The following is a 19,952-nucleotide window of genomic DNA, read 5'->3' as shown; positions in this document are numbered from 1 at the left end:
TAAACGTGTAGTCAGGAATAGCATCTAACTGATGAAACACAACAAAAACCCCATGAAACAAGAAAAAAGGAGCTGGAACGAAGTTTTTATAGAAACTAATGCCAGCAAAGATTGAATGGCAATTGTGAGCTAGCTAGATAGCGGGGCATTTTAAAATTTTTAATAAATAAAACAAACCGTTAGCTAAATCACAACATAAATAAAGTTTCATTAAACAAATTGAACCTAATCTAAGCATCTTTCGTTTTTAATATGAGTGTGACAAGGTGCTTAACAAATAACCAATTTTTCACCGCTCTGTACCCGGTATACTGGTTAACGTACAAAAACGGGATCGAGTACGGAGCCAACTCTGACGAATCATGAAAAATCTATTGGTAATAGCAGCAATTGCAAGTGTGATGTTCTCCTGTAATGGTGTAACGGACACAAATAATGATAAAGCCACTGCAGATATGCAGACTGAATTGCTCAAAGCTAAGCACGAAGCTGAGATTCAGAAGCTAAGATCTGAACTGGATGTACAGAAAGCCAAGCAGGCAGCCATTGACTCCATGCAGTCAGTAGCCATAGCTGGCAAAGCCACCGCAGCCGAAAAATCAAACCGGGTTGCTGGCGACTCTAAGGTAACTCAGCGTGTCAACGATGACTGGACACCCCGTGAGCGGACCTCATCCAGCACGGATGCGTATAAGCCATCGGTAAAAACTGCCCCGGTAGCTCAGACCCAAAAGAAGAAAGGTCTGCATACTCCAGCTAAGGGTGCCATTATTGGTGGTGCGGTAGGTGCCGCTACCGGTGCTATCGTATCTAAGAAAAAGGTACAGGGAGCCATTCTGGGTGGAGCCGTAGGAGCTGGTGCTGGTACTGTCACAGGTATCTTGATTGACAAGCAGAAGGCTAAAAAAGAAGCCAGCCGTACCAGTCGTACTCCTGACTATTCTTACGCCAATTATTAATATATAGTAGATAATAAATAAAAAGCCCGGTGAGATCACTCTCACCGGGCTTTCTGTTTTTCTGAGTATGATCAATCTACCGTAGCCTTTCTTCAAATAGCTTAAGGATGCGTTTGTACTCATCGGTCCAGGAGGATGGCTCCACAAAGCCATGATCTTCCATAGGGTACACGGCCAGCTCCCAGTTATCCTTCCCTAGCTCGATCAACCGCTGCGATAGTCGCACCACATCCTGGAAATGCACGTTTACATCCACCATACCGTGGCAGATGAGCAGGTGGTTTTTGAGTCCGGCGGCGTGGTAGAGAGGAGAGCTGCGGCGGTAGGCCAGACTATCGGCTTGGGGCTCGTTAAGGATATTGGCGGTGTAGGGGTGGTTGTAGGCGGCCCAGTCAGTAACAGGGCGAAGAGCGGCACCGGCTTTAAATACATCAGGCTCGGTAAAGAGTGCCATCAGGGTAATAAAACCACCGTAGGAGCCACCGTAAATACCAATTTTCTTAGGATTCACCCCGTATTTCTTTACCAGCCATTTGGCACCATCCACGTGGTCGCTGAGGTCTTTGCCGCCCATGTGGCGGTAGATGCCCGTCCGCCAGTCGCGGCCGTAGCCAGCACTGGCGCGGTAGTCCATATCCAATACCGTATAGCCCAGGTCTGTCAGCAGGTTGTGGAACATGTACTCCCGAAAGTACTGGCTCCACCATTTGTGGGCGTTCTGCAGGTACCCGGCTCCGTGTACAAATATCACGGCCCGACCGTTGGATTTCTTAGGCTCATATACCCTACCGTATACATCGGCACCATCGGCGGCTTTGAAAGTAACGACCTTGGCCTCCCGCCAGGGATACGAGCGAAACTCATCCGTAGTTGACTTCGTAATCTGCTCAGGCCTGGACGAAGGCTGATTATCCATCACAAACAGCTCCCAGGGAGTAGTACTGTTGGAGTACCGTACGGCCAGTTTGTTTTCATCGGGGGAGATCACTACCTCATGGGCTCCCGTTCCCTGCGTCAGGCGTGTACGATCTCCACCATTTACCGACATCTTGTACAGATGCTGCTCGCCGGGATGTACTTCATTAGTGATGATATAAAACCAGTTCTTATCATTGGATAGTACCACATTCTGTACTTCGAACTTTCCCCTGGTGAGTTGCTTCTTCTGCCCTGTTACTACATCAATGGTATACAAATGAGAGTAGCCATCGGCCTCACTCTGGAAGTATAGGGTCTGGTTATTGACCCAGCCAAGTTCACCCGCACTCATGGGATAACTACCCAGGCCCGGTCCACCGATCCAGGCCTCGTCGCGCTGACGATCCAGCAGGCGAAGCGACAGGTTCTCTGGATCAAGCGCCATAATCCAACGGTCTTTGTTGTCCAGTGAGCGTACAACTACCACCGCCTGACGGCCATCCTCCGACCAGTAAGGGCCATGTACCAGTACATCACGCTCCTTATCTTTTTTCCAGGCCGAATCCAGCCTAGAGTAGTCCTTGAGGTAATCGGGCTTGTCTGATATACCGGCTATCTGCTTCATAGATACTTTACGGGCCGTATCTTTCCGGACATCGTACACCCAGAACTCGTAACTGGTCAAAGGAGCGCCTACTTTGGTACGGGCGGGAATATCTTCGGTAAAGCCCGACTCCGTCACGTAGTTGGGTACTATGGTACGCTTGGCCTTTTTGTCCGGCTCCGCCAGCCGGTAGGTTACAAAGCGGCCATCGGGGCTAAGTACCGGATTATCTACCCGCTTTTCGCCCAAGTATATCTCTTTAGGGCGGTGGGGTTTTTCGGCTTCGCTGATCTTTTTGCCCGCATCCCGCTTTTCCTTCCGCTCCTTCAGAACTTGGAACTGCGTTAACTGGTCCTGCTTCAGCCATTGCTCCTCTTCGTTCAACTTGGGCTCTTCTTTTTTCTTACCTGCTCTGAAATCCGTGTGCTGTGTCAGTAGCCCGGTAGTAAGGGAAAGGCTGTACAGGTTTTCGCCCTGTTCAAAGATCACACTCTGCTCATCGCCGCTGAATAGAGGATTACTTTCAGCCTCTATGGTATTGGTTAACTGGCGGACGCTATTACCCTTCCGGTCCAGCAGGTAGATATCTCCATTCTTAGCGTATACTTTAAGGGTACGCATGCGGTTGTAGGTACCACTGGCAGTTGGCAGTTGCTTCCGCTCGCTCTGAGGTACTTTGGTGATTTTTTTGGTAGCAAGCGAGTACCTGTACAGGGAGTCCGAAAGAGCTTTATCAGGGTTCCAGCTGAAGTAGATATGCTGAGCATCTTCTGACCAGTAGATATTGCTGGGTGACGTACCGATCCAGGACTTAGGATCGCGCATGATTTTCTCTACGGTGAGGGTCGAAAGCTTTTGGGCAAAGGAAGAACTCATACCCAGGAACAGAAAGAGTCCCAGGGTGCGAAACACTTGTTTCATGCAGATGAAGTTAGGTCTGGCGTTAGTTTTATCCCGCAAGTTAGCAGGTTTTCACCAACTTTGGGAGGTACCACAGCCAAAACTATTGTCCTGACAAACAACAGCCTCTTCCCGTATTCACCCCGTCTATCTGGTGGTAAGAGCAGGACGTACCAGAGTCCTCATTAAACATAAAGGTTCTGTACCTTTTCGAGCAGGAAAGTAGCCGTACTATCGATGGTCTGCTTAATGATCTCATCCGGATCGCCATCAAACACAAACCGCTTGCGGAAAGGCTCGTCGCCTATGTACCCGTGCACAAACATGGTACCTACGGGCTTATCGGGCGCTTCGCTTCCTCCGGGTGAGGCCAGCCCCGTAACGGCTACGATAATATCGGCGGGTATCAGCTCTCTCAGGCTATCGGCCAGGTGCTGGGTTACTTCCGCTGATTCGGCCGTATACTGCTCTATGACCTCCTTGGGAATACCCAGCAGGCTTTCCTTGACACTCACATCGTAGCATACAATACTCCCCTTTACGGTAGGACCACAATTGGGTACACTGGTAAAATCGTACACAAATCGACCGGTAGAAGCGCTCTCGGCAAATGAAATGGTAAGCTGGTTGTCCCGCATGAAGTGGGAAAGTTGTACTACTGAATCTGCTGGCATAATGGTGCGTTTTCTTTATCTCCTCACTAGTTAAAAAACTTTGCCAGTAGTCACCCTACCAGGTACTGGTTCAAGAATACATTTCCCGTCCTTGCCACAAACCACTACCTTTACGGATAAAGCCTGTGGTGATTGTAGGATCTGCGGAATGATCAGATGTTACGCACGTACATAGCAGGCTCAAAAAATAATCAAGATGACTGGTAGCGAAGAATCAATAAAGAAGGTACTGGAGAACCTGAATATACAAGCCCTTAACTCCATGCAGCAGGCTGCCATTGGGGCGGCTCAGCAAAATGACGTAGTGCTGCTCTCCCCCACCGGCTCGGGCAAGACCCTGGCATTTCTGATCCCGGTTCTGCAAAGGCTTTTGGCCAGTACCTCCGGTGTACAAGCCTTGGTACTGGTACCTTCACGGGAGCTGGCCCTGCAGATCGAGCAGGTATTCCGGCAGATGAGTACCGGATTTAAGGTACTTTGTAGCTACGGGGGCCATCCTACCTACATCGAAAAGAACAGCCTTGTAGAGCCCCCCGCCCTGCTGATCGGTACACCAGGCCGGATTGCCTACCACCTCCGCCACCAGAATATAGATCCGTCTACCATCCATACGCTGGTACTTGATGAGTTTGATAAGGCCCTGGAGCTGGGGTTTCAGGAGGATATGTCTTTTATCATCAATCAGCTCACTGGTATGCAGCGGCGTGTACTTACCTCCGCTACCCGTATGAGCGCTATCCCGGAATTTACCGGAATCAACCATCCCCAGGAGCTGGACTTCCTCAGTGAAACGACCAGTGCTCCTGATCTGCTGCTCAAAGCCGTACGGTCAGAGTCCACCGAAAAACCCGAGACGCTGTTCTCCCTGATCTGTAAAATCGGCAATAAGGCTACGCTGGTGTTCTGCAACCACCGGGAGGCGGTGGAGCGCATCAGCGAGCTACTATGGAACAGGGGGCTGGAGCACGATATCTTTCACGGAGGCATGGAGCAGCCGGACCGGGAGCGGGCCTTGCTCAAATTCAGAAATGGCAGTCACCGCCTGCTCATTACCACCGACCTCGCCTCCCGCGGCCTGGACATTCCCGAGATCGAGTATATTATACACTACCAGCTTCCCCCTAGTCAGGAAGCTTTTACCCACCGCAACGGCCGCACCGCCCGGATGCACGCCAAGGGTACTGCCTACCTCATCCTGACTGATGACGAAGTACCTGCCTATCTGCCTCAGGAACTGGACTATGAAGAGCTACCTGAGCAGGACCTGCTTCCGCCCCCTACCGAGTGGAGTACCCTGTACATAGGCGCCGGCAAGAAGGATAAAGTCAATAAAATAGATATAGTGGGGCTGCTCCTCCAAAAGGGAAATCTGAAGAAAGAAGAGCTGGGATTGATAGAGGTACAGGACCACACCTCCTTCGTCGCCGTCAGGAGAGAAAAAATAAAACAGGTGGTGCAGCTACTCAGAAACGAGAAAATTAAAGGAAAAAGAGTTAAAATTGATATCTCAAAATAAACAGTTACATACACCATACCTCCACTATGCATAAGTCTGCTATCTCTCCCCTGCCTGTTTTCTTTGACCGGTACATCAACCTGGTTGACGAAATGGACCTGCTGGATGCTTTACAGAAGTACTCCCCGGAGAACCTGTTTGTCAAGACGTACCAGCTCATCCGACTCGGAGAAAAGACCTACGCTCCGGATAAGTGGACGGTGAAGGATATCCTGCAGCACTGCATTGATACGGAGCGCATCATGACCTACCGCGCGTTACGCTTTGCCCGTAACGATGCCACTACCCTGCCTGGTTTCGAGGAAGACCTCTTTGCCAGCCATGCTAAGGCCAACCGACGCTCAGTCCCCGATCTGCTGGAGGAATGGGGGCAACTTCGCGCCGCTACCCTATCCATGTTCAAGAACTTTGATGAGGAGATGCTGATGAGGAAAGGGACAGCCTTCAAAGGTGATATTTCGGTACTGGCATTGGGATTTGTCATTGTTGGTCATCCGGTGCACCACTGCAACATTATTCAGGAAAGGTACCTGCCTCTATTGGGGTAGATGATTTTGGCAGTTAGAGCAATGGAGATCAATCACAGACAACAAGATAAATATTCATCTAATAGTGCTGAGCTATGGCTCTATTTGATTGATGGAACAAGACGAGAAATCAATTTTTTTGAAATTGAAAAGGCAGTAAAGGATTTCTGTTTTGTAAGACATGAACTATCGAATTATAGTTACTTATATGCTAGTCACCTAAACTTCCACGTTCACCTCACTTTGCCCTATTGGGAGTATTTGTTTTTGAATGGACAAATCAACCAAAGTGATAAGGACGAGCTAGAAGAAGGGGCTTTACTAGTACTCTACTTGTACTTTAAAGAGATTTATGAAGCAGAAGGCGCTTGTTTCCTTTATACTAAGAGCCTATTTAAAACGATAGAAAAAACAGTTAATCTATATAGTCCTGACAGTGACAGAAAAAGGCAAATAATTAATAAGATTAAGTTTGCCCGCTTGCATTGTTATAACGGCCGACTAAATGATCAAAACTCAGTACAGCTAAGTGATGAAGAAGAAAATCTCAGAAGCTCTTTGCTTGAAAATGATATGTGGGTTTATCAAGAGTTCGTTGTAAAATATTACATTGATAAAGTAAAGTCTTTCAATCATTTGTAATAAGTATTAGTACCAGTACCACCGTTTGACCCCACAGGTAATCCTTTCCTAAAAAAAGTACCCGACACCTACGCACCGGGTACTTCCTATATTACTTATTGATAAATGAATTAGTTTGTAAACTTCTGTCAGGCTGAGCGGAGTCGAAGCCAGTCCATACAGGAGGGCTTCGACTGCGCTCAGCCTGACACATCTAATCGCATACTTTATGACTCTATTCACTTATCAATAAGATAGACTCCTTACTTCCGGCTGGATAGCTTATCCAGTAGCTGGAACCGGGGGCGGGTGGTATCCTGTTCCAGTCGGGTATTTTCATCAATGATCATAATCATAGACGAGCCCTGGTTAGGCTTGATAGCAGGCCAGTTGGGTACTCCCAGCCCGTTGGGATTGCCCGTCTTGACAAAGTTGAGGTAGAGCTGCTGGAATATCTCCGAAACCTTGTAGTCGGCGGGCTGCCAGTCGTACACACGGTTGGTAGCCAGGTTGCCCATGGCATACTCAATATCTGCCGAGTGTACAGCGCCCGTAGGAGCCGGTGGGCGATTGACCTGAGCCGCTTCACCCCGGATCACGCCTCCGGCCAGTCCGGCTACAGCATCGCCCATTTCGGGACGCATCACCGGGCGCGGGCGGGTGTAGAAGTACCGGAACACGGGCTTGCCGCTGGTCTGGGCGTGTACATCGCCCCACTTCCAGCTGCTGTATCCGGTAAAGCGGTCACCCGCCAGAGCAGTAGCTGATTTGATAACCTCTTCGTTGGTAGTAGCGGGATATAGCTTCAGTACTTCTTCGGCGTTAGCGGCGTACAGGTTCTGCACGGCCTTGCGGTAGTTCTCAACGGTTGGTTCTTCCTTGCCCAGGATGGAGCGGTAGTTCATCTCCTCGGAGTTCCAGCCTACCAGCAGAGGTACCTTGGCCTGCTCGCCAGCTGTAAATATATCAAGCGGTTGCTTTGGGAAATAGTAGCCATCCACGGTAGCTGCAAAGCGAGGTACTCCCTGTTTGGCCGTAACCTCCAGTATCGCCTCGGCCGACATCTTACGCAGATCAGCCAGCGACTTAGCACCTGCCATGGTCATAAACTTCGCACCATTCTCTTCACCCTGTGCCAGCGTAGTAGCCGACAAAGTACCGAGCAGTGATCCGCTGGAACCAATGGCACCGGTAATCAGTCCTTTTGCCATAGGCGAAGCCATCTGCGCACTCACCGATACCGAACCGGCCGACTCACCCGCTACCGTGATCTTATTAGGATCGCCTCCAAAGGCTGCGATATTGTCCTTGATCCATTTGATAGCAGCCGTCTGGTCCATGAAGCCGTAGTTGCCGGAGGCCTTATTGGGCGACTCCTTTGTCAGCTCGGGATGCGCCATGAAGCCGAACACGCTCAGGCGGTGGCTCAACGTAACCGTTATAATGCCTTTGCGGGCCAGGCTCTCCCCGTCGTAGCGGGGCTCCGAACCGTCACCGGCGATAAGACCACCACCATAGATGTAGATCAGCACCGGCAGTCGCTCATTACCTGTCTTGGCGGGCGTCCATACATTGAGGTACAGGCAGTCTTCGCTCATGCCGTCGGAGCGGAAGTTCATATCACCAAATACGGCCCGCTGCATAGGCCGTGGCCCAAACTTCTTGGCCTCACGTACGCCCTGCCAGCCTTTGGGAGGCTGCGGAGCCTTCCAGCGCAGGTCCCCTACCGGAGGCTGTGCAAACGGAACCCCCTTAAAGGTATACACCCCTGACTCATCAATGCCTTCCAGGGTACCCTGTGCTACTTTGACACGGGGTGCCTCTCCTTCTTTTTTTATTTGCGCCAGGGTCATTAAGGGAGTACTCATCAATAGTAAAGCAAGAACTGTTTTCATAGGTAATTAACATTAGGTAAACTATCTGTAACAACTTGTACTGCATACATAAAGAGTAGCTACCTAATTGATTCTACTTAGTGAAGGTTCGGCATGATTTTAATCAAACTTGTTAACAAGCGTACTGCTCAACGCCACGCAACAGTGGGCCGGTAGGCTTGAAGTGTTGGGTAAATCTTTACCTTCGCTTTTTAAACAACTAAAAGAAGTGTACAATGGCCTGGAAAGAATCTCGACTATATAGCATATTCAACTTTAAGTGTCCACGCTGTCATGAGGGAGACATGTTCCCCCCAAAAACCCTATTCAGCCCGGGCAAATTTTCGAAGATGCACCCCAAGTGTCCCTGCTGCGGGCAGTCATTTGAGCCGGAGCCAGGTTACTACTTTGGAGCCATGTTTGTGAGCTATGCACTCAATACCGCCCTTTTCGTATCCGTGTGGGTGGCACTTAACGTACTGCTGGGGGACTTTTCTACGACTACCATGGTCGTCAGCATAGTCATTATGGCTATTCTGCTCCTGTCCATTATATTCCGGCTATCCCGCTCCATCTGGATCAATATTTTCATCGGCTACGAAGGCCCCTGCGATCAGATTCCTCACAAGGAAGGATTTAGGTAGCTGAACTGTTAGCGGTCGCTGTGGCCCAGGCTACGCTCGGGGTCAATGCGGTCGCGGATGAGCTGCTTGACCTCCTTAGGCTCAGGAAAGCGGCCTTCGCGTTTGCGGTCCCAGAGTACCTCATCTCCCAGCGTGATGGAGTAGCGGCCCGCTACCTCGGCCGGATGGATGGTAACGCCGTAGAGATCTTCCGAAAAGGTAGTGAGTAGTTCTTGTGCCATCCAGGCAGCTCGCAGCAGCCAGCCGCACTTGGGGCAGTATTCTATGGTGACAGTAGGCTTCATGTATCTGGGTTCAAATGTCCTTAATAGAACCACAAAGTTCAGAAAGTGTCACCAATCAGGCAGTATATAATTGAATAAACCTCTTAGCGGCAAGACGTAGTGGACACATTCAACATCCTTACTTCGGGATAGGCCATAAATACAGCCAGACATAGCTTAGAGGCCGCTTTTTCGGGTTTGAAATACAGCACCTGCCCCGGCTTGCGGTACTGCTCCGGTACAGTAGTAGTTATGAAGAGGCTGTCCGACCAGCTCGTTTCCGGGAAAAGATCATGAATATTCTGCTTTCCACCCAGTACCAGTACCTTATCAGGACCGCCGCAGGGTGAGTCGGTAGCCCTGAGGTACTGAGCCTTCACGCAGTCCGGCGCCAGTGTTTTATCATTTTCACAGCCTGATAAAGCTAGTATCAGTGCCAGTATCCTAACTATGTTCTTCATATATATTCCGTCCATTTTACAGGAAGATACTTGTCCTGACAAATTGGTTGGAACCTGATTGAAGAAAAAAGCCCTTCCCCAATGGGGAAGGGCCGGTAGTTTAGGCTATGGTTTGCTGGAAGCTCTTCATGATCCAGCCGCCGCCTACTACGTCGTCGCCTTCGTAGAATACAGCCGCCTGTCCGGGGGCAATGCCGTTGACACCATCGTGGAAGAGTACTTTTATTTTATCGGGCTCCTCCTGAATCACCGTCGCTGGGGTACCCTCATGCTTGTAACGCACTTTGGTAACTGTTTCGAGAGGCTGGTCGATGGAAGCGTACTTCTGGAGGTTGAGCTTGCTGACGTACATTCCATCGCGGTACAGCGAAGGCATATCCCCAAGTACTACTTCATTGGTTTCCTTACGAATCTCAGTCACGAATATAGGTCTTCCCAGGGCTATACCCAGGCCTTTACGCTGCCCTACGGTATAGAAGGGGTACCCTTCGTGCTTACCTACTACGGTACCATCTTCCAGTACATAGTTTCCGCCCGCTACCTGCTCTTCCAGTCCGGGTACCTGCCGGCGCAGAAAGCCCCGGTAGTCGTTGTCGGGCACAAAGCAGATCTCGTAGCTCTCTGATTTATTAACCAGGTCTATAAAGCCGCGCTCACGCGCCATATCGCGGATCTCGCTCTTGCGCAGATGACCCAGCGGCAGCTTAGTACGGCTCAGGCTCTCCTGCGATACCCCCCAGAGTACATAGCTTTGGTCTTTGAGTACATCTACTCCTTTGGATACTATGTGGCGTCCGTTTTCCTCGCGCAGGTTGGCATAGTGCCCGGTCGCGATGTACTGACAGTCCAGGCGGTCGGCGCGGCGCAGCAGCGCGTCCCACTTGATGTGCGTGTTACACAATACACAAGGATTGGGGGTGCGTCCGGCTAGGTACTCGCTGGTAAAGTGATCGATCACGTAGTCACCAAACTCGTTGCGGATGTCGAGGATGTAGTGGGGGAAGCCCAGCTCCACGGCCACGTTGCGGGCGTCGTTGATGGAGTCGAGGGAACAGCAACCTGTTTCTTTTTTGGTCCCGCCGCTGCTGGCGTAGTCCCAGGTTTTCATGGTCATACCGATGACCTCGTAGCCTTCTTCGTGCAGCATTACCGCCGCCAGTGAAGAGTCGATGCCGCCACTCATGGCGACCAGAATTCGTCCGTGTTTGCTCATGTCAATAATCCGCGGAGGTTCAAAGCCTCCCGATTGGATGTATTATTAAAATAGTACTAGTTTGAGACTAACAGTCGGCCCGAGCGATTAAGTTCATCGTACTACAGGTACTGCTGTCAATAGCCTGCAAAGTTACGAATAACGGGGCGAATCTTTGACTAAATAGCCGGAGATGGTGTAGCTTTGTAAAGATATTTGCTGAGTAGGTGAGGGTTTTTGTTCTATCTGTCCCTCCTGCTCGTACCTGTTTTAAATACATACAAATGCTCTCTACTACTGTCAAGATAAGTAACGTTACCAACCTGTCCGATGCGCGCTACTGCGCCGGTATGGGTGTAGATATGCTGGGTTTTTCGGTGGATGCTGATTCACCCAACTATGTAGCTCCCAAGAAATTTGAAGAGATACGCTCGTGGCTGGCGGGTGTTAAGCTCGTGGCCGAGTCGTCGCAGACGGAGCCTCAGCAGCTGCTTGAGCTCCTGAAAGAGTATCCCGTAGATGCGCTGCAGGTTGAAGAGCCCAACCTGCTCCCCTACCTGCGCAGTGAGGCTTCACTGCCCCTGCTGCTCCGGGTCAATGTAGATACCTACGGGGCTGACGAACTGGATGCCCTCATGAGCCGCTACCAGGCTGAGGTGGACTACTTCCTGCTCGAGAGCGATCAGAATGCCGGACTTACCGACGAATGGAACGGTTTCCTGAACCAGCTATCTGCCCAGTATCCGATCCTGGTAGGCTTCGGGCTGAACGACGAACAGGAGGTAAAAGATCTGCTGTCAACTACGTCGGTACAAGGTGTTGCTCTGCGCGGTAGTGAAGAGATTCGCCCCGGCTATAAGGATTTTGGATCTATGATGGATATTCTGGAAGCCCTCGAGGAAGATTGATCCTTTACGCTACCGGCTTCACCAGCAGCTCCTTTTCTTTTCCCACTCCGCCCTACCAGGTGATTAGCCCGGCTATATTTGACATTTAGGTAGTATCCCACTATTTTACCATTCAACCTCAACTGGAACCGATAATAAAGTTCCGGCTTGAAGTATCTTGCATAACCTACTACCTTTGAATACAAATTAAAACATAGCCAAACCTAATACCATGGAAAAGAAATTGCGTCGTATACCTGGAGAAGCAGTACTGGGCGGTGTAGCCGCCGGTGTTGCTGACTATTTCGGGGTTGATAAAGCCATCATTCGAGTACTTTTTGTGCTGGCCCTGCTGCTGCCTCCGCATGCCGGCTGGATCATCATAGCCTATATCATCCTGTGGGTAGCGTTACCTGAGGGCGATACTACCACTACTACCTTTACGGGTACAGGTACGGGTACCACCGGTACAACCACCGGAGAAACGACCGGTGGCATACCCGGTAATGCTTCAAGACCCTACAGCGTTTTTGATTCACCATCGGGCAAGCCCGGTCAGTCGGCCAAGATCCTGGGCTTCGGTCTGGTAGCCGTGGGCGTGGTGTTGCTTATTGACGAACTGCCTATCTGGTACAGCATACGTCACTACTTCTGGCCGGCCGCCCTGATCGGCATCGGAGCGTACCTGTTGCTGCGCCAGCGGGACGAGGAAAGCATGCGGGATCATCACGAGCCCATTATTACGCCACCACCGGCCGAGCCGTTTGATCCGGTAGTTCCCACTCCGGCCCCAACTCCAACTCCGCCACCGTCCAGTGCTACCAGCGATCGTACCTGGCCTACGGATCCCAACGTGAACCGGGACAAGGGCCCCGGCGATGATGAACCCACCATACGGGTCAACTAGTACTTACTGATACTTCCACCGAGGTAGCGAACCTCCTGCCCCGGTACCCATACATTTACCTTTAACACCAAAAACGATAAACAGCCATGACTTTCCGTAACACATTCTGGGGCGTGATGCTCATTGTAGCAGGCTCCATGTTTCTGATCGAAGAACTTTCCAGCATTGATTTTGGCCGGTACTTCTGGCCCGTGATCCTGATCGTGTCGGGAGTGTTACTCTTGTTTCGCCATACATTTAGTACGGATAAAAGTACCCACTCCAATTACTAACCTGAACCTATCATGAGAAGATCAAATGGAATAATATGGGGAGGCCTGTTGGTGGTGCTGGGGGTATTCTGGCTCCTCCGCAACATGGGCCTGCTCGACCTGGACTGGGAAGGAGTACTCCGGTACTGGCCGGCGCTGCTCATCCTGGCGGGTATCAGTCTGCTGGTATCCGGGCGTGAACGCAGTGGCGTCGGCAGCGGCCTGGCCGGCTTGCTGATCGCGCTGGCTGTACTGGGCGGCATCCTGTACCGGACCGACCGCGCCTTCGACCGTCATCGTAACAACTGGGACTTCCGCTGGGACCATGACGACAACAACGATCATGACTCGAGCGACCAGGACTACGAGGAGGACCGCCGCAGCCGCCCTACCCGTACCCAGACCAACCACTACGAGTATGAAATGGATGCCGCTATTCAGGAAGCTACCTTCAATCTGGAAGGTGGAGCCGGTGAGTTCAAGCTGATAGGTACTACCGCCAAGCTCTTTGAAGCCGATACGCGTTCGTCGCTGGGTGGATTTATCTCCAACATCCGCAGCAACAAGACCGATGGTACGGCTACCGTGGAGTTCAAGATGGAGCAGGAACAGATCAACATCAAGGATGGCAAGGTCAAGAATGTCGTGACCATGAGCCTGAATGAAGCACCGGTATGGAACGTGGACATCGGTATAGGCGCCGGCAAAGCTGACATAGACTTGAGCAACTACAAGGTAAAAACTCTGAAGGTAAGTACCGGCGTAGCTGATGTAGATGTACGCCTGGGTGAAAAGGCAGATACGGATGTGAAAATAGAATCAGGAGTAGCGTCGGTGACGCTCGAAGTACCCAAAGCGGCAGGCTGTGAAGTAAGGATAGACGGAGCCATGAATATCCGAAACCTCGACGACCTGCAGAAAGTAGAAGATAACCTCTACCGCTCACCTAACTTCGATACCGCTACCCGAAAGATCACCATCAAGTACGACGCGGGCCTGTCCAAAGTCAGGATCAACCGGTACTAGTCATTTCGTAAGCTCCCTCTATTGCCCCATCGGTCATAAAGATACCGATGGGGCTTTTTTTGTGGTCACTACCAGCTACCTGCTGCTGCACAACATCCACTTATCTACCCGCTCATCAGCCAGTTACACCGCTGGATAAGATTTGCTCCGGGAATGTTGTAGCCCATTGAAAGTAACCATAACTTCGCTGGAAACACGGGTTATATAACCACCAAATCATTATCTAATAGCTATGAAAAACATCTTCATTCTGGTAGCAGGATTATTCCTGGGTACCACAGCGTATGCCCAGGTACCCGACAACACCTTTAAGGCTACCATCAACGGCAAAGAGTGGCAGGCCAAAGCCCAGCGCCTCAAAATCCCCGTCAGCGACTTCAACTATCTGGCCATTGCCGGTATGGAGGTTAACCCTGATGTACAGCTCTGGATCCGACTGTACTACTTCGGTGAGCTCAAGCCCGGTACCTATCCGGTACTTACCATGCGCGAGCTGGAATCCAAATACGAAAAAGCCCAGGAGCTACCTAACGGCTACGCGCTGGTAGACTATACCGAAGAAACCAAAAAAATGGGACACGGCTTCCATGATGGCGAGTCGGTGAGTGGTACCGTCACTGTTACTTCTGTTACAAATAACTCCATCGAAGGTACTTTTGACGCCAAAATGAAAGGCGTGTACTACCAGAAGAGAGCCGTGGCTACCATGAGCGGATACGGCCTGATGGCTAACCTGGAAAAAAAGGTAATTACGGCCGCGGGCGGGGGTATGCTCGTAACGGGTGATCCGCACGATCATGACAATACCAAGAAGACAAAAGAAACCGATGAAATCACCGTCACCGACGGAAAGTTCAGAGTCAACTGGGGAGAAACCAGCAAGGCAGAAGCCAGCAAAAAGAAATAATAAAAGGAAAGGCCCGGAGGTGTAGCGTCCGGGCCTTTTTTATGTACTATACGTAGTTATAGCTACTTCTTCTTAGCAATAAACGTACCCTCGATCACGGTTGGGCTAGGCATAGGCACTTCGCCTCTGTACGCTCCTACCAGCGTAGTAGGGCTGGTGAAGTTGAAATTGATCTCGATCCCATTCAACTTATAACTGATCTTACTATCCACTACTTCAGCATACCCCGCAGAATTAGTCTCTTTCTGCTTGATTGTTATATCTTTTCCATTGTACTTCATTCTGACGTCTACATCGTAGCCCGTCAGCATAATTTTACCCTGTACATCCGAAACCGTAAATTTCAGAGAGTCACCGGCATTCGTAGTACCCGCCCAAAGGCCGATGTAGGGGGATGTCTCCACCGGTACCACCGGATCTCCGTTTTTCTTACAACCAATAAATAGACAAGCACAGAGCAGCAGTAACGCTGCCAGAGGGATAAAGTGTTTCATGGAGTTGGATGGATGAGGTTTTACTAGAAATTACTTTCGGGCGAATTAACTAATAATAGTAAAAAATACATCCCCATACCCCTACAGTCCTATCGATTATATTATAAATACAAAGAAATATTCGTTGACCCTCCATCAAACTACACATTTATTCCCTGAAGGTTACTTGATCAGGCCGTGCTTGATAGCGAAGCGGGTAAGGCCAATAACACTATGTATATTTAGTTTCTTGAAGATATTCCGTCGGTGGGTCTCTACGGTACTCGGTGCAATGAACATCTCCTCCGCGATCTGAGCGGTAGGTACTTCATTGATAATATAGCGTATTACCTCTATCTCCCGGGTAGTAAGGCCACCTATCAGTCCGTCACCATCATGACCATTGCCATTACCGTTGCCATTGGCCTCTGCCTGAGCCAGCAGTTCTCTGATCCGATCGTGAAGGTATACCCCGCCGGACATGATTGTTCGCAGTGCCTCTTCCAGATCAGAGCGGGAGGCATTCTTCAGTACATAGCCTTTGGCTCCTGCCTTAAGTGCCTCTTTAATGATAGCAGGCTCTTCGTCCATCGTCAGGAGAAGTACCTTTACATCCGCAAATTTTTTACTTACCTGGTACGCCAGGTCAATACCTCCCATCTGGGGCATATGCAGGTCTGAGAGTACTACTTCTACTTCCTGCTTTTCAAGCTTTTCGAGTACCTCGTGCCCGTTATTTGCAATTCCTACTACTTCCACTCCATCCATGGTTCCCACCAGCATAGCCAGGCTTTCAACCAGTACGCGGTGATCATCAGCCAGTAAGAGTCTGATCTTGTTCATTCTGTGTGCATTAGTGTGAACGACCTACTTCGAGCCTTTTAAAGTCTCTGTATACACTCTTGTACAATCATCGTTCGTGATTATTATCAACTAAATATTCAGTAATAATAACCAAAACTTGCCGATTTTTGCCAATAAATATATAGTATTTGTAAAAGTAGAAGCTTTACTTGTACTCTCAGAAGAAATTTAGTGCCTAATTCAACAATCCAAATCATACCTCTATGCTAAAGTCTCTGGCCTTCCTTTACCTACCCCTACTGCTGGGGACAGCCTGTGCCTGCCAAAGCCATTCGAAAGAACAACAAACTATAAATCAGACTACTGCGCCTGCTACTGATAGCCCAAAAAAGCATACCACCGACAGCACTAGTACCCCTATACGTAAAAACGGTGACACCATACCAGAGCTGGAGAAAAAAATGATAGAACAGGGGCTGGTTGATATTCAGAAAGTGGATCCGACGCTACTGGTAGAGCTTAAGTACTCCACCACCGATAACTTTGTCGGGAAAGACGTGTACGGCGACCTGACCCGCGCCTATATGCAACCCGATATGGCTCGCAAGCTAGCCCGTGCCAATAAGCTGCTGAACGAAATCAAGCCGGGTCACCGCCTGCTGGTCTACGATGCGGCCCGCCCCAACTCGGTGCAATACATCCTGTGGGATGCGCTGGATATGCCCGTGCGACAAAAGCCGCAGTACGTAGCCGATCCCAAGATAGGCTCTATCCATAACTTTGGCTGTGCCGTAGACCTCACCGTAGCCGACCCGGCCGGAAAGCCCCTCGACATGGGTACCAAGTACGACTACTTTGGCCCGCTGGCCTACCCCCGCACCGAACAGCAGATGCTCCGCGAGGGCAAACTTACCACCCAGCAGGTAGCCAACCGCGCCCTGCTCCGCCGCGCTATGACCCAGGCCGGCTTCTCCGTCAACCCTACCGAATGGTGGCACTTTGATGGCATGTCGCGCAGCCGGGCCAAGGCCAAGTACGGGATGATCAAGTAGGGAGGAGGAAAGGTTGAAAGGAGGAAGGGAGGAAAGTAGTTGTTCTCCTCCCTTCACTAATTCAAAAGTAGCAATCCCTACCGCCTCAGCTCCACCAGACAGTACTTACCTAAGGTACCTGCCCGGGTGGCGGGGTTGAGGAAGGGAGCCGTCAGGCGGGTAATGTGAAAATCATCGAAGCACTGCTGGCTCACGACCCGGCCTCCTGCCTGCAGGTACGCCCTGGCTCGCTCCGGGGCTACCACCAGCCATACGGCTTGCTTCTTCCGGAGCAGCTCCTGTACCTGCCGCGGCGTCACGTAGGGAATGATCCGTTCGATACCCAGCTCAAGATCGTAGAATAAGGGGGTACCTTCGGCAAAATACACATGGCCGGTTGGTACCTCTTTTTGCTTTATCACCTTCGCTATCTGATTGCCGGCCTGGTAAGTATCCAGCGCGGGGTATATGAGCCCGTTCAGAATAGCATTGACATACAGCGCCCCCAGCGCCGAAAACACCAGCGCCCGCCGGAGAGCATCCTTGATGGTATACAGGTAAAAGGCCAGGCCTACCCCTCCCAGCGCGATAAGTACTACCTGCAGTAGCCCTACCTCCTGCCTTAATACCCACAGGCTTAGTAGAAGAGCGACCACCACCATCAGCGCCGGTACTATGAACTGCGTCCAGCTGATAAATCGCAGTAGACTAGTATTATTCGTCTGCCGGGCCTGTACCACCCAGCCAGCCACCCACACCGCCATCAGCGGAAACAGGATATTGAGGTAGTGGGGAAGCTTAAATGACGAAACCGAAAAGAGTATCATACAGGCCAGCGCTCCGCCTCCCGTAAGCCACTCCTGCGCACCCATCCGCCTGAACCGCAGGAAACGGGTGATCCAGCCGGCGTAGATAAGTAGCGGCCAGGGCAAAGCCGCCCACAGCAGCGTATGAAAGAAAAAGACCGGATCATTGGCACCGGCCTGACCAAAACGTCCACCGGCCATACGTTCGAAGTTCTGGTCCCACAGGATGAAGCGCACGCCCGACACGCCGGTACGGCCCGCTATTACCTGCTCCGGATGCTGATCAAACTGCACGTAGAAGGCCCAGAGCACCGGGCTGATGGTGACGGCAAAAGCAACAACAGCAGCAAATATTGAGAGGGAGAAAAGCCACCCCCACGCCCGCTGGTGCAGTACCTCGATCAGGAAGGCAATACCCAGTACGCCTACTCCTACCATGCCCTTTACATTGAAGGCCAGCCCCGCCATGACCGCCCCCCATACCAGTCCGCTGATTCGGCCGTACTTCAGGTACTCATACAGTTGCCAGGCCCCGATAGCCACAAAGCCCGTCAGCAGGGCATCCATCCGTACATCATGGTTCGCCAGGATCTGCGCCTGCATAGTAGCCAGCACTACCGCCGCCAGGCTTCCAACTTCTTTATTATACGCCTCCCTTCCCAGGCGGTAGGTAGCATATATACCCAATATAGAAACAATAAGGGAGGGCATACGATAGGCCCAGGCCGATACCCCAAATACCTCAAACGAAGCCGCAGCCAGCCAGAACGACAGGTGGGGTTTATCGAGGTAGGGGGTAAACTGGTCTATCAGGCTCACATAATCGCCCGACTGGTACATACGCAAAGCTACGGTGGCATTAAAGGCCGGATCCGAATTGAGAATGGGCAGAAATAGGCCTAATCCATATACTAGTAAAGCTCCAATTCCAATCAGCAGGTAGTCAATGCGGCGAAGGGTACTCATCAATACGTGTCGTTTCACTTTTCACGGGGCAAACTTACTGGTTTCGGGCGAAGGCAGATATACAGCACTCTAAATTCTGGTAACATTTCCAGATGTAGTTCCCCTGCCATAAAGCATATCGGCGCTGCCGAAAGGCTAACACTCCTCAATATGAAAGATAGCTGGCTCCGCTCAGCTACCTAAGCTGCCGCCAGTTTGCAACTGGTGGCTAAGGCAATGAAGCAAGTCTGTGACTTGCAAAACCATCAAATCCATTGATCTCTACCTTCCAGGATAGTAGTATTTCAGTAGTTACCGCTGAGTAGTGTAGTCAAAGGCTTACAGGATTATGTACCACCAGTTGCAAACTGGCGGTAGCAAAGAATTAGGTATCTTGTCCTAACCAAGAGCGCCCCTTTCAGTACATAGAAGAACTTATAAAACAGGGGCGATGCATAATTCGTAATCAACTCCTTCTCTTAAGTAGCTTACCGTTGGATAAATTTCTCTCCTATTCTATATAACAAAGAAAGAACATGACGTAGGTAATTAGTGAATCTGCGAGTACAGATAGTGGGGTGTAGATCGTCAGCGAAAAGTGGACAACTGCGGGTGAAAAGAGAAGAGAAGGTTTTATCCTCTTTGGAGTTGCTGAAAAATATGATTTTTCCGACGTTTAAGCATTGACATATGCTTGATTTTTTGCCGCTGGGCCAAGATCTGATCCTGAAGGCCCCAATAAGCATCCGCTGGCCTTACGTT

20 protein-coding genes are annotated in these 19,952 nt (G+C 50.6%); 11 read left to right on the top strand and 9 right to left on the bottom strand.

The features are described from left to right. Positions 1-362: 362 nt before the first annotated feature. The gene (locus JTN23_RS00100; protein ID WP_247231294.1) at positions 363-959 is read left to right on the top strand and encodes a YMGG-like glycine zipper-containing protein; all 597 of its coding nucleotides are present in this window, start codon (positions 363-365) and stop codon (positions 957-959) included. 76 nt (positions 960-1,035) lie between these two features. Here the strand turns inward: JTN23_RS00100 and JTN23_RS00095 are convergent, their stop codons facing one another. Together JTN23_RS00095 and JTN23_RS00090 are read right to left on the bottom strand one after the other, a co-directional pair. Beyond that, a complete protein-coding gene (locus tag JTN23_RS00095; protein WP_247231292.1) occupies positions 1,036-3,402 on the bottom strand; it encodes a S9 family peptidase in 2,367 nt (788 codons plus the stop codon). A gap of 164 nt (positions 3,403-3,566) precedes the next feature. Next, a complete protein-coding gene (locus tag JTN23_RS00090) occupies positions 3,567-4,055 on the bottom strand; it encodes a CinA family protein (RefSeq protein ID WP_247231290.1) in 489 nt (162 codons plus the stop codon). A gap of 196 nt (positions 4,056-4,251) precedes the next feature. On the opposite strand from JTN23_RS00090, the gene JTN23_RS00085 reads away from it, so the two are divergent. From JTN23_RS00085 to JTN23_RS00075, 3 genes are read left to right on the top strand one after another with little or no spacing between them, the layout of a single operon-like run. Continuing rightward, positions 4,252-5,571, top strand: coding sequence for a DEAD/DEAH box helicase (locus tag JTN23_RS00085; RefSeq protein ID WP_247231287.1), 1,320 nt, complete (start codon positions 4,252-4,254; stop codon positions 5,569-5,571). 26 nt (positions 5,572-5,597) lie between these two features. Further along, positions 5,598-6,119 carry a DinB family protein gene (locus JTN23_RS00080; protein ID WP_247231285.1) on the top strand — a complete coding sequence of 174 codons (522 nt, stop codon included), beginning with the start codon at positions 5,598-5,600 and terminating at the stop codon, positions 6,117-6,119. A gap of 21 nt (positions 6,120-6,140) precedes the next feature. Continuing rightward, positions 6,141-6,740: a hypothetical protein gene (locus JTN23_RS00075; protein ID WP_247231283.1), complete on the top strand. Its 600-nt coding sequence runs from the start codon at positions 6,141-6,143 to the stop codon at positions 6,738-6,740. 242 nt (positions 6,741-6,982) lie between these two features. Here JTN23_RS00075 and JTN23_RS00070 read toward each other — a convergent pair whose 3' ends face one another. Beyond that, positions 6,983-8,614, bottom strand: a complete 1,632-nt coding sequence (locus JTN23_RS00070) for a carboxylesterase/lipase family protein (protein ID WP_247231281.1) — start codon at positions 8,612-8,614, stop codon at positions 6,983-6,985. Between the two features lie 284 nt (positions 8,615-8,898). Here JTN23_RS00070 and JTN23_RS00065 point away from each other — a divergent pair, with 284 nt between their 5' ends. Then, positions 8,899-9,237, top strand: coding sequence for a DUF983 domain-containing protein (locus tag JTN23_RS00065; RefSeq protein WP_247231279.1), 339 nt, complete (start codon positions 8,899-8,901; stop codon positions 9,235-9,237). 8 nt (positions 9,238-9,245) lie between these two features. On the opposite strand, the gene JTN23_RS00060 is transcribed toward JTN23_RS00065, so the two are convergent. From JTN23_RS00060 to mnmA, 3 genes are all read right to left on the bottom strand, one after another. After that, the gene (locus JTN23_RS00060; RefSeq protein WP_247231277.1) at positions 9,246-9,521 is read right to left on the bottom strand and encodes an Rdx family protein; all 276 of its coding nucleotides are present in this window, start codon (positions 9,519-9,521) and stop codon (positions 9,246-9,248) included. Between the two features lie 83 nt (positions 9,522-9,604). Beyond that, positions 9,605-9,961 (bottom strand): hypothetical protein, encoded by a 357-nt coding sequence (locus JTN23_RS00055; protein ID WP_247231275.1) that lies wholly within the window; start codon positions 9,959-9,961, stop codon positions 9,605-9,607. Positions 9,962-10,061: 100 nt separating this feature from the next. Continuing rightward, the gene (mnmA, locus tag JTN23_RS00050) at positions 10,062-11,174 is read right to left on the bottom strand and encodes a tRNA 2-thiouridine(34) synthase MnmA (RefSeq protein WP_247231273.1); all 1,113 of its coding nucleotides are present in this window, start codon (positions 11,172-11,174) and stop codon (positions 10,062-10,064) included. Between the two features lie 263 nt (positions 11,175-11,437). Between mnmA and JTN23_RS00045 the strand changes: the two genes are divergently transcribed. From JTN23_RS00045 to JTN23_RS00025, 5 genes are all read left to right on the top strand, one after another. After that, a complete protein-coding gene (locus tag JTN23_RS00045; RefSeq protein ID WP_247231271.1) occupies positions 11,438-12,061 on the top strand; it encodes a hypothetical protein in 624 nt (207 codons plus the stop codon). A gap of 211 nt (positions 12,062-12,272) precedes the next feature. Next, the gene (locus JTN23_RS00040; protein WP_247231269.1) at positions 12,273-12,947 is read left to right on the top strand and encodes a PspC domain-containing protein; all 675 of its coding nucleotides are present in this window, start codon (positions 12,273-12,275) and stop codon (positions 12,945-12,947) included. Between the two features lie 86 nt (positions 12,948-13,033). Next, positions 13,034-13,219 carry a LiaI-LiaF-like domain-containing protein gene (locus JTN23_RS00035; RefSeq protein WP_247231267.1) on the top strand — a complete coding sequence of 62 codons (186 nt, stop codon included), beginning with the start codon at positions 13,034-13,036 and terminating at the stop codon, positions 13,217-13,219. Positions 13,220-13,231: 12 nt separating this feature from the next. Beyond that, entirely contained in the window at positions 13,232-14,224 is a 993-nt protein-coding gene (locus tag JTN23_RS00030; protein ID WP_247231265.1) for a toast rack family protein, read from the top strand. 232 nt (positions 14,225-14,456) lie between these two features. Beyond that, positions 14,457-15,131, top strand: coding sequence for a hypothetical protein (locus JTN23_RS00025; RefSeq protein WP_247231263.1), 675 nt, complete (start codon positions 14,457-14,459; stop codon positions 15,129-15,131). Positions 15,132-15,193: 62 nt separating this feature from the next. Here JTN23_RS00025 and JTN23_RS00020 read toward each other — a convergent pair whose 3' ends face one another. Together JTN23_RS00020 and JTN23_RS00015 are read right to left on the bottom strand one after the other, a co-directional pair. Continuing rightward, positions 15,194-15,625 (bottom strand): hypothetical protein, encoded by a 432-nt coding sequence (locus JTN23_RS00020; protein WP_247231261.1) that lies wholly within the window; start codon positions 15,623-15,625, stop codon positions 15,194-15,196. 162 nt (positions 15,626-15,787) lie between these two features. Further along, positions 15,788-16,447 (bottom strand): response regulator transcription factor, encoded by a 660-nt coding sequence (locus JTN23_RS00015; protein ID WP_247231260.1) that lies wholly within the window; start codon positions 16,445-16,447, stop codon positions 15,788-15,790. A 422-nt stretch (positions 16,448-16,869) separates the two neighbouring features. On the opposite strand from JTN23_RS00015, the gene JTN23_RS00010 reads away from it, so the two are divergent. Continuing rightward, the gene (locus tag JTN23_RS00010; RefSeq protein ID WP_247232322.1) at positions 16,870-17,460 is read left to right on the top strand and encodes a M15 family metallopeptidase; all 591 of its coding nucleotides are present in this window, start codon (positions 16,870-16,872) and stop codon (positions 17,458-17,460) included. 77 nt (positions 17,461-17,537) lie between these two features. On the opposite strand, the gene JTN23_RS00005 is transcribed toward JTN23_RS00010, so the two are convergent. Continuing rightward, the gene (locus tag JTN23_RS00005; protein ID WP_247231258.1) at positions 17,538-19,211 is read right to left on the bottom strand and encodes an ArnT family glycosyltransferase; all 1,674 of its coding nucleotides are present in this window, start codon (positions 19,209-19,211) and stop codon (positions 17,538-17,540) included. Between the last annotated feature and the right edge of the window lie 741 nt (positions 19,212-19,952).

Origin of the sequence: Telluribacter roseus (assembly GCF_017355915.2) — a bacterium.
Classification (GTDB): domain Bacteria; phylum Bacteroidota; class Bacteroidia; order Cytophagales; family Spirosomataceae; genus Telluribacter.
Note: the sequence above shows the minus strand (reverse complement) of the source record. Positions and strands in the feature narration are given on the sequence as shown.

Bases quoted from the DNA above. Each gene is read 5' to 3' on its own strand.
- JTN23_RS00100 (WP_247231294.1), top strand. From the start codon at position 363: ATGAAAAATCTATTGGTAATAGCAGCAATTGCAAGTGTGATGTTCTCC.
- JTN23_RS00095 (WP_247231292.1), bottom strand. From the start codon at position 3,402: ATGAAACAAGTGTTTCGCACCCTGGGACTCTTTCTGTTCCTGGGTATG.
- JTN23_RS00090 (WP_247231290.1), bottom strand. From the start codon at position 4,055: ATGCCAGCAGATTCAGTAGTACAACTTTCCCACTTCATGCGGGACAAC.
- JTN23_RS00085 (WP_247231287.1), top strand. From the start codon at position 4,252: ATGACTGGTAGCGAAGAATCAATAAAGAAGGTACTGGAGAACCTGAAT.
- JTN23_RS00080 (WP_247231285.1), top strand. From the start codon at position 5,598: ATGCATAAGTCTGCTATCTCTCCCCTGCCTGTTTTCTTTGACCGGTAC.
- JTN23_RS00075 (WP_247231283.1), top strand. From the start codon at position 6,141: ATGGAGATCAATCACAGACAACAAGATAAATATTCATCTAATAGTGCT.
- JTN23_RS00070 (WP_247231281.1), bottom strand. From the start codon at position 8,614: ATGAAAACAGTTCTTGCTTTACTATTGATGAGTACTCCCTTAATGACC.
- JTN23_RS00065 (WP_247231279.1), top strand. From the start codon at position 8,899: ATGTTCCCCCCAAAAACCCTATTCAGCCCGGGCAAATTTTCGAAGATG.
- JTN23_RS00060 (WP_247231277.1), bottom strand. From the start codon at position 9,521: ATGAAGCCTACTGTCACCATAGAATACTGCCCCAAGTGCGGCTGGCTG.
- JTN23_RS00055 (WP_247231275.1), bottom strand. From the start codon at position 9,961: ATGAAGAACATAGTTAGGATACTGGCACTGATACTAGCTTTATCAGGC.
- mnmA (WP_247231273.1), bottom strand. From the start codon at position 11,174: ATGAGCAAACACGGACGAATTCTGGTCGCCATGAGTGGCGGCATCGAC.
- JTN23_RS00045 (WP_247231271.1), top strand. From the start codon at position 11,438: ATGCTCTCTACTACTGTCAAGATAAGTAACGTTACCAACCTGTCCGAT.
- JTN23_RS00040 (WP_247231269.1), top strand. From the start codon at position 12,273: ATGGAAAAGAAATTGCGTCGTATACCTGGAGAAGCAGTACTGGGCGGT.
- JTN23_RS00035 (WP_247231267.1), top strand. From the start codon at position 13,034: ATGACTTTCCGTAACACATTCTGGGGCGTGATGCTCATTGTAGCAGGC.
- JTN23_RS00030 (WP_247231265.1), top strand. From the start codon at position 13,232: ATGAGAAGATCAAATGGAATAATATGGGGAGGCCTGTTGGTGGTGCTG.
- JTN23_RS00025 (WP_247231263.1), top strand. From the start codon at position 14,457: ATGAAAAACATCTTCATTCTGGTAGCAGGATTATTCCTGGGTACCACA.
- JTN23_RS00020 (WP_247231261.1), bottom strand. From the start codon at position 15,625: ATGAAACACTTTATCCCTCTGGCAGCGTTACTGCTGCTCTGTGCTTGT.
- JTN23_RS00015 (WP_247231260.1), bottom strand. From the start codon at position 16,447: ATGAACAAGATCAGACTCTTACTGGCTGATGATCACCGCGTACTGGTT.
- JTN23_RS00010 (WP_247232322.1), top strand. From the start codon at position 16,870: ATGATAGAACAGGGGCTGGTTGATATTCAGAAAGTGGATCCGACGCTA.
- JTN23_RS00005 (WP_247231258.1), bottom strand. From the start codon at position 19,211: ATGAGTACCCTTCGCCGCATTGACTACCTGCTGATTGGAATTGGAGCT.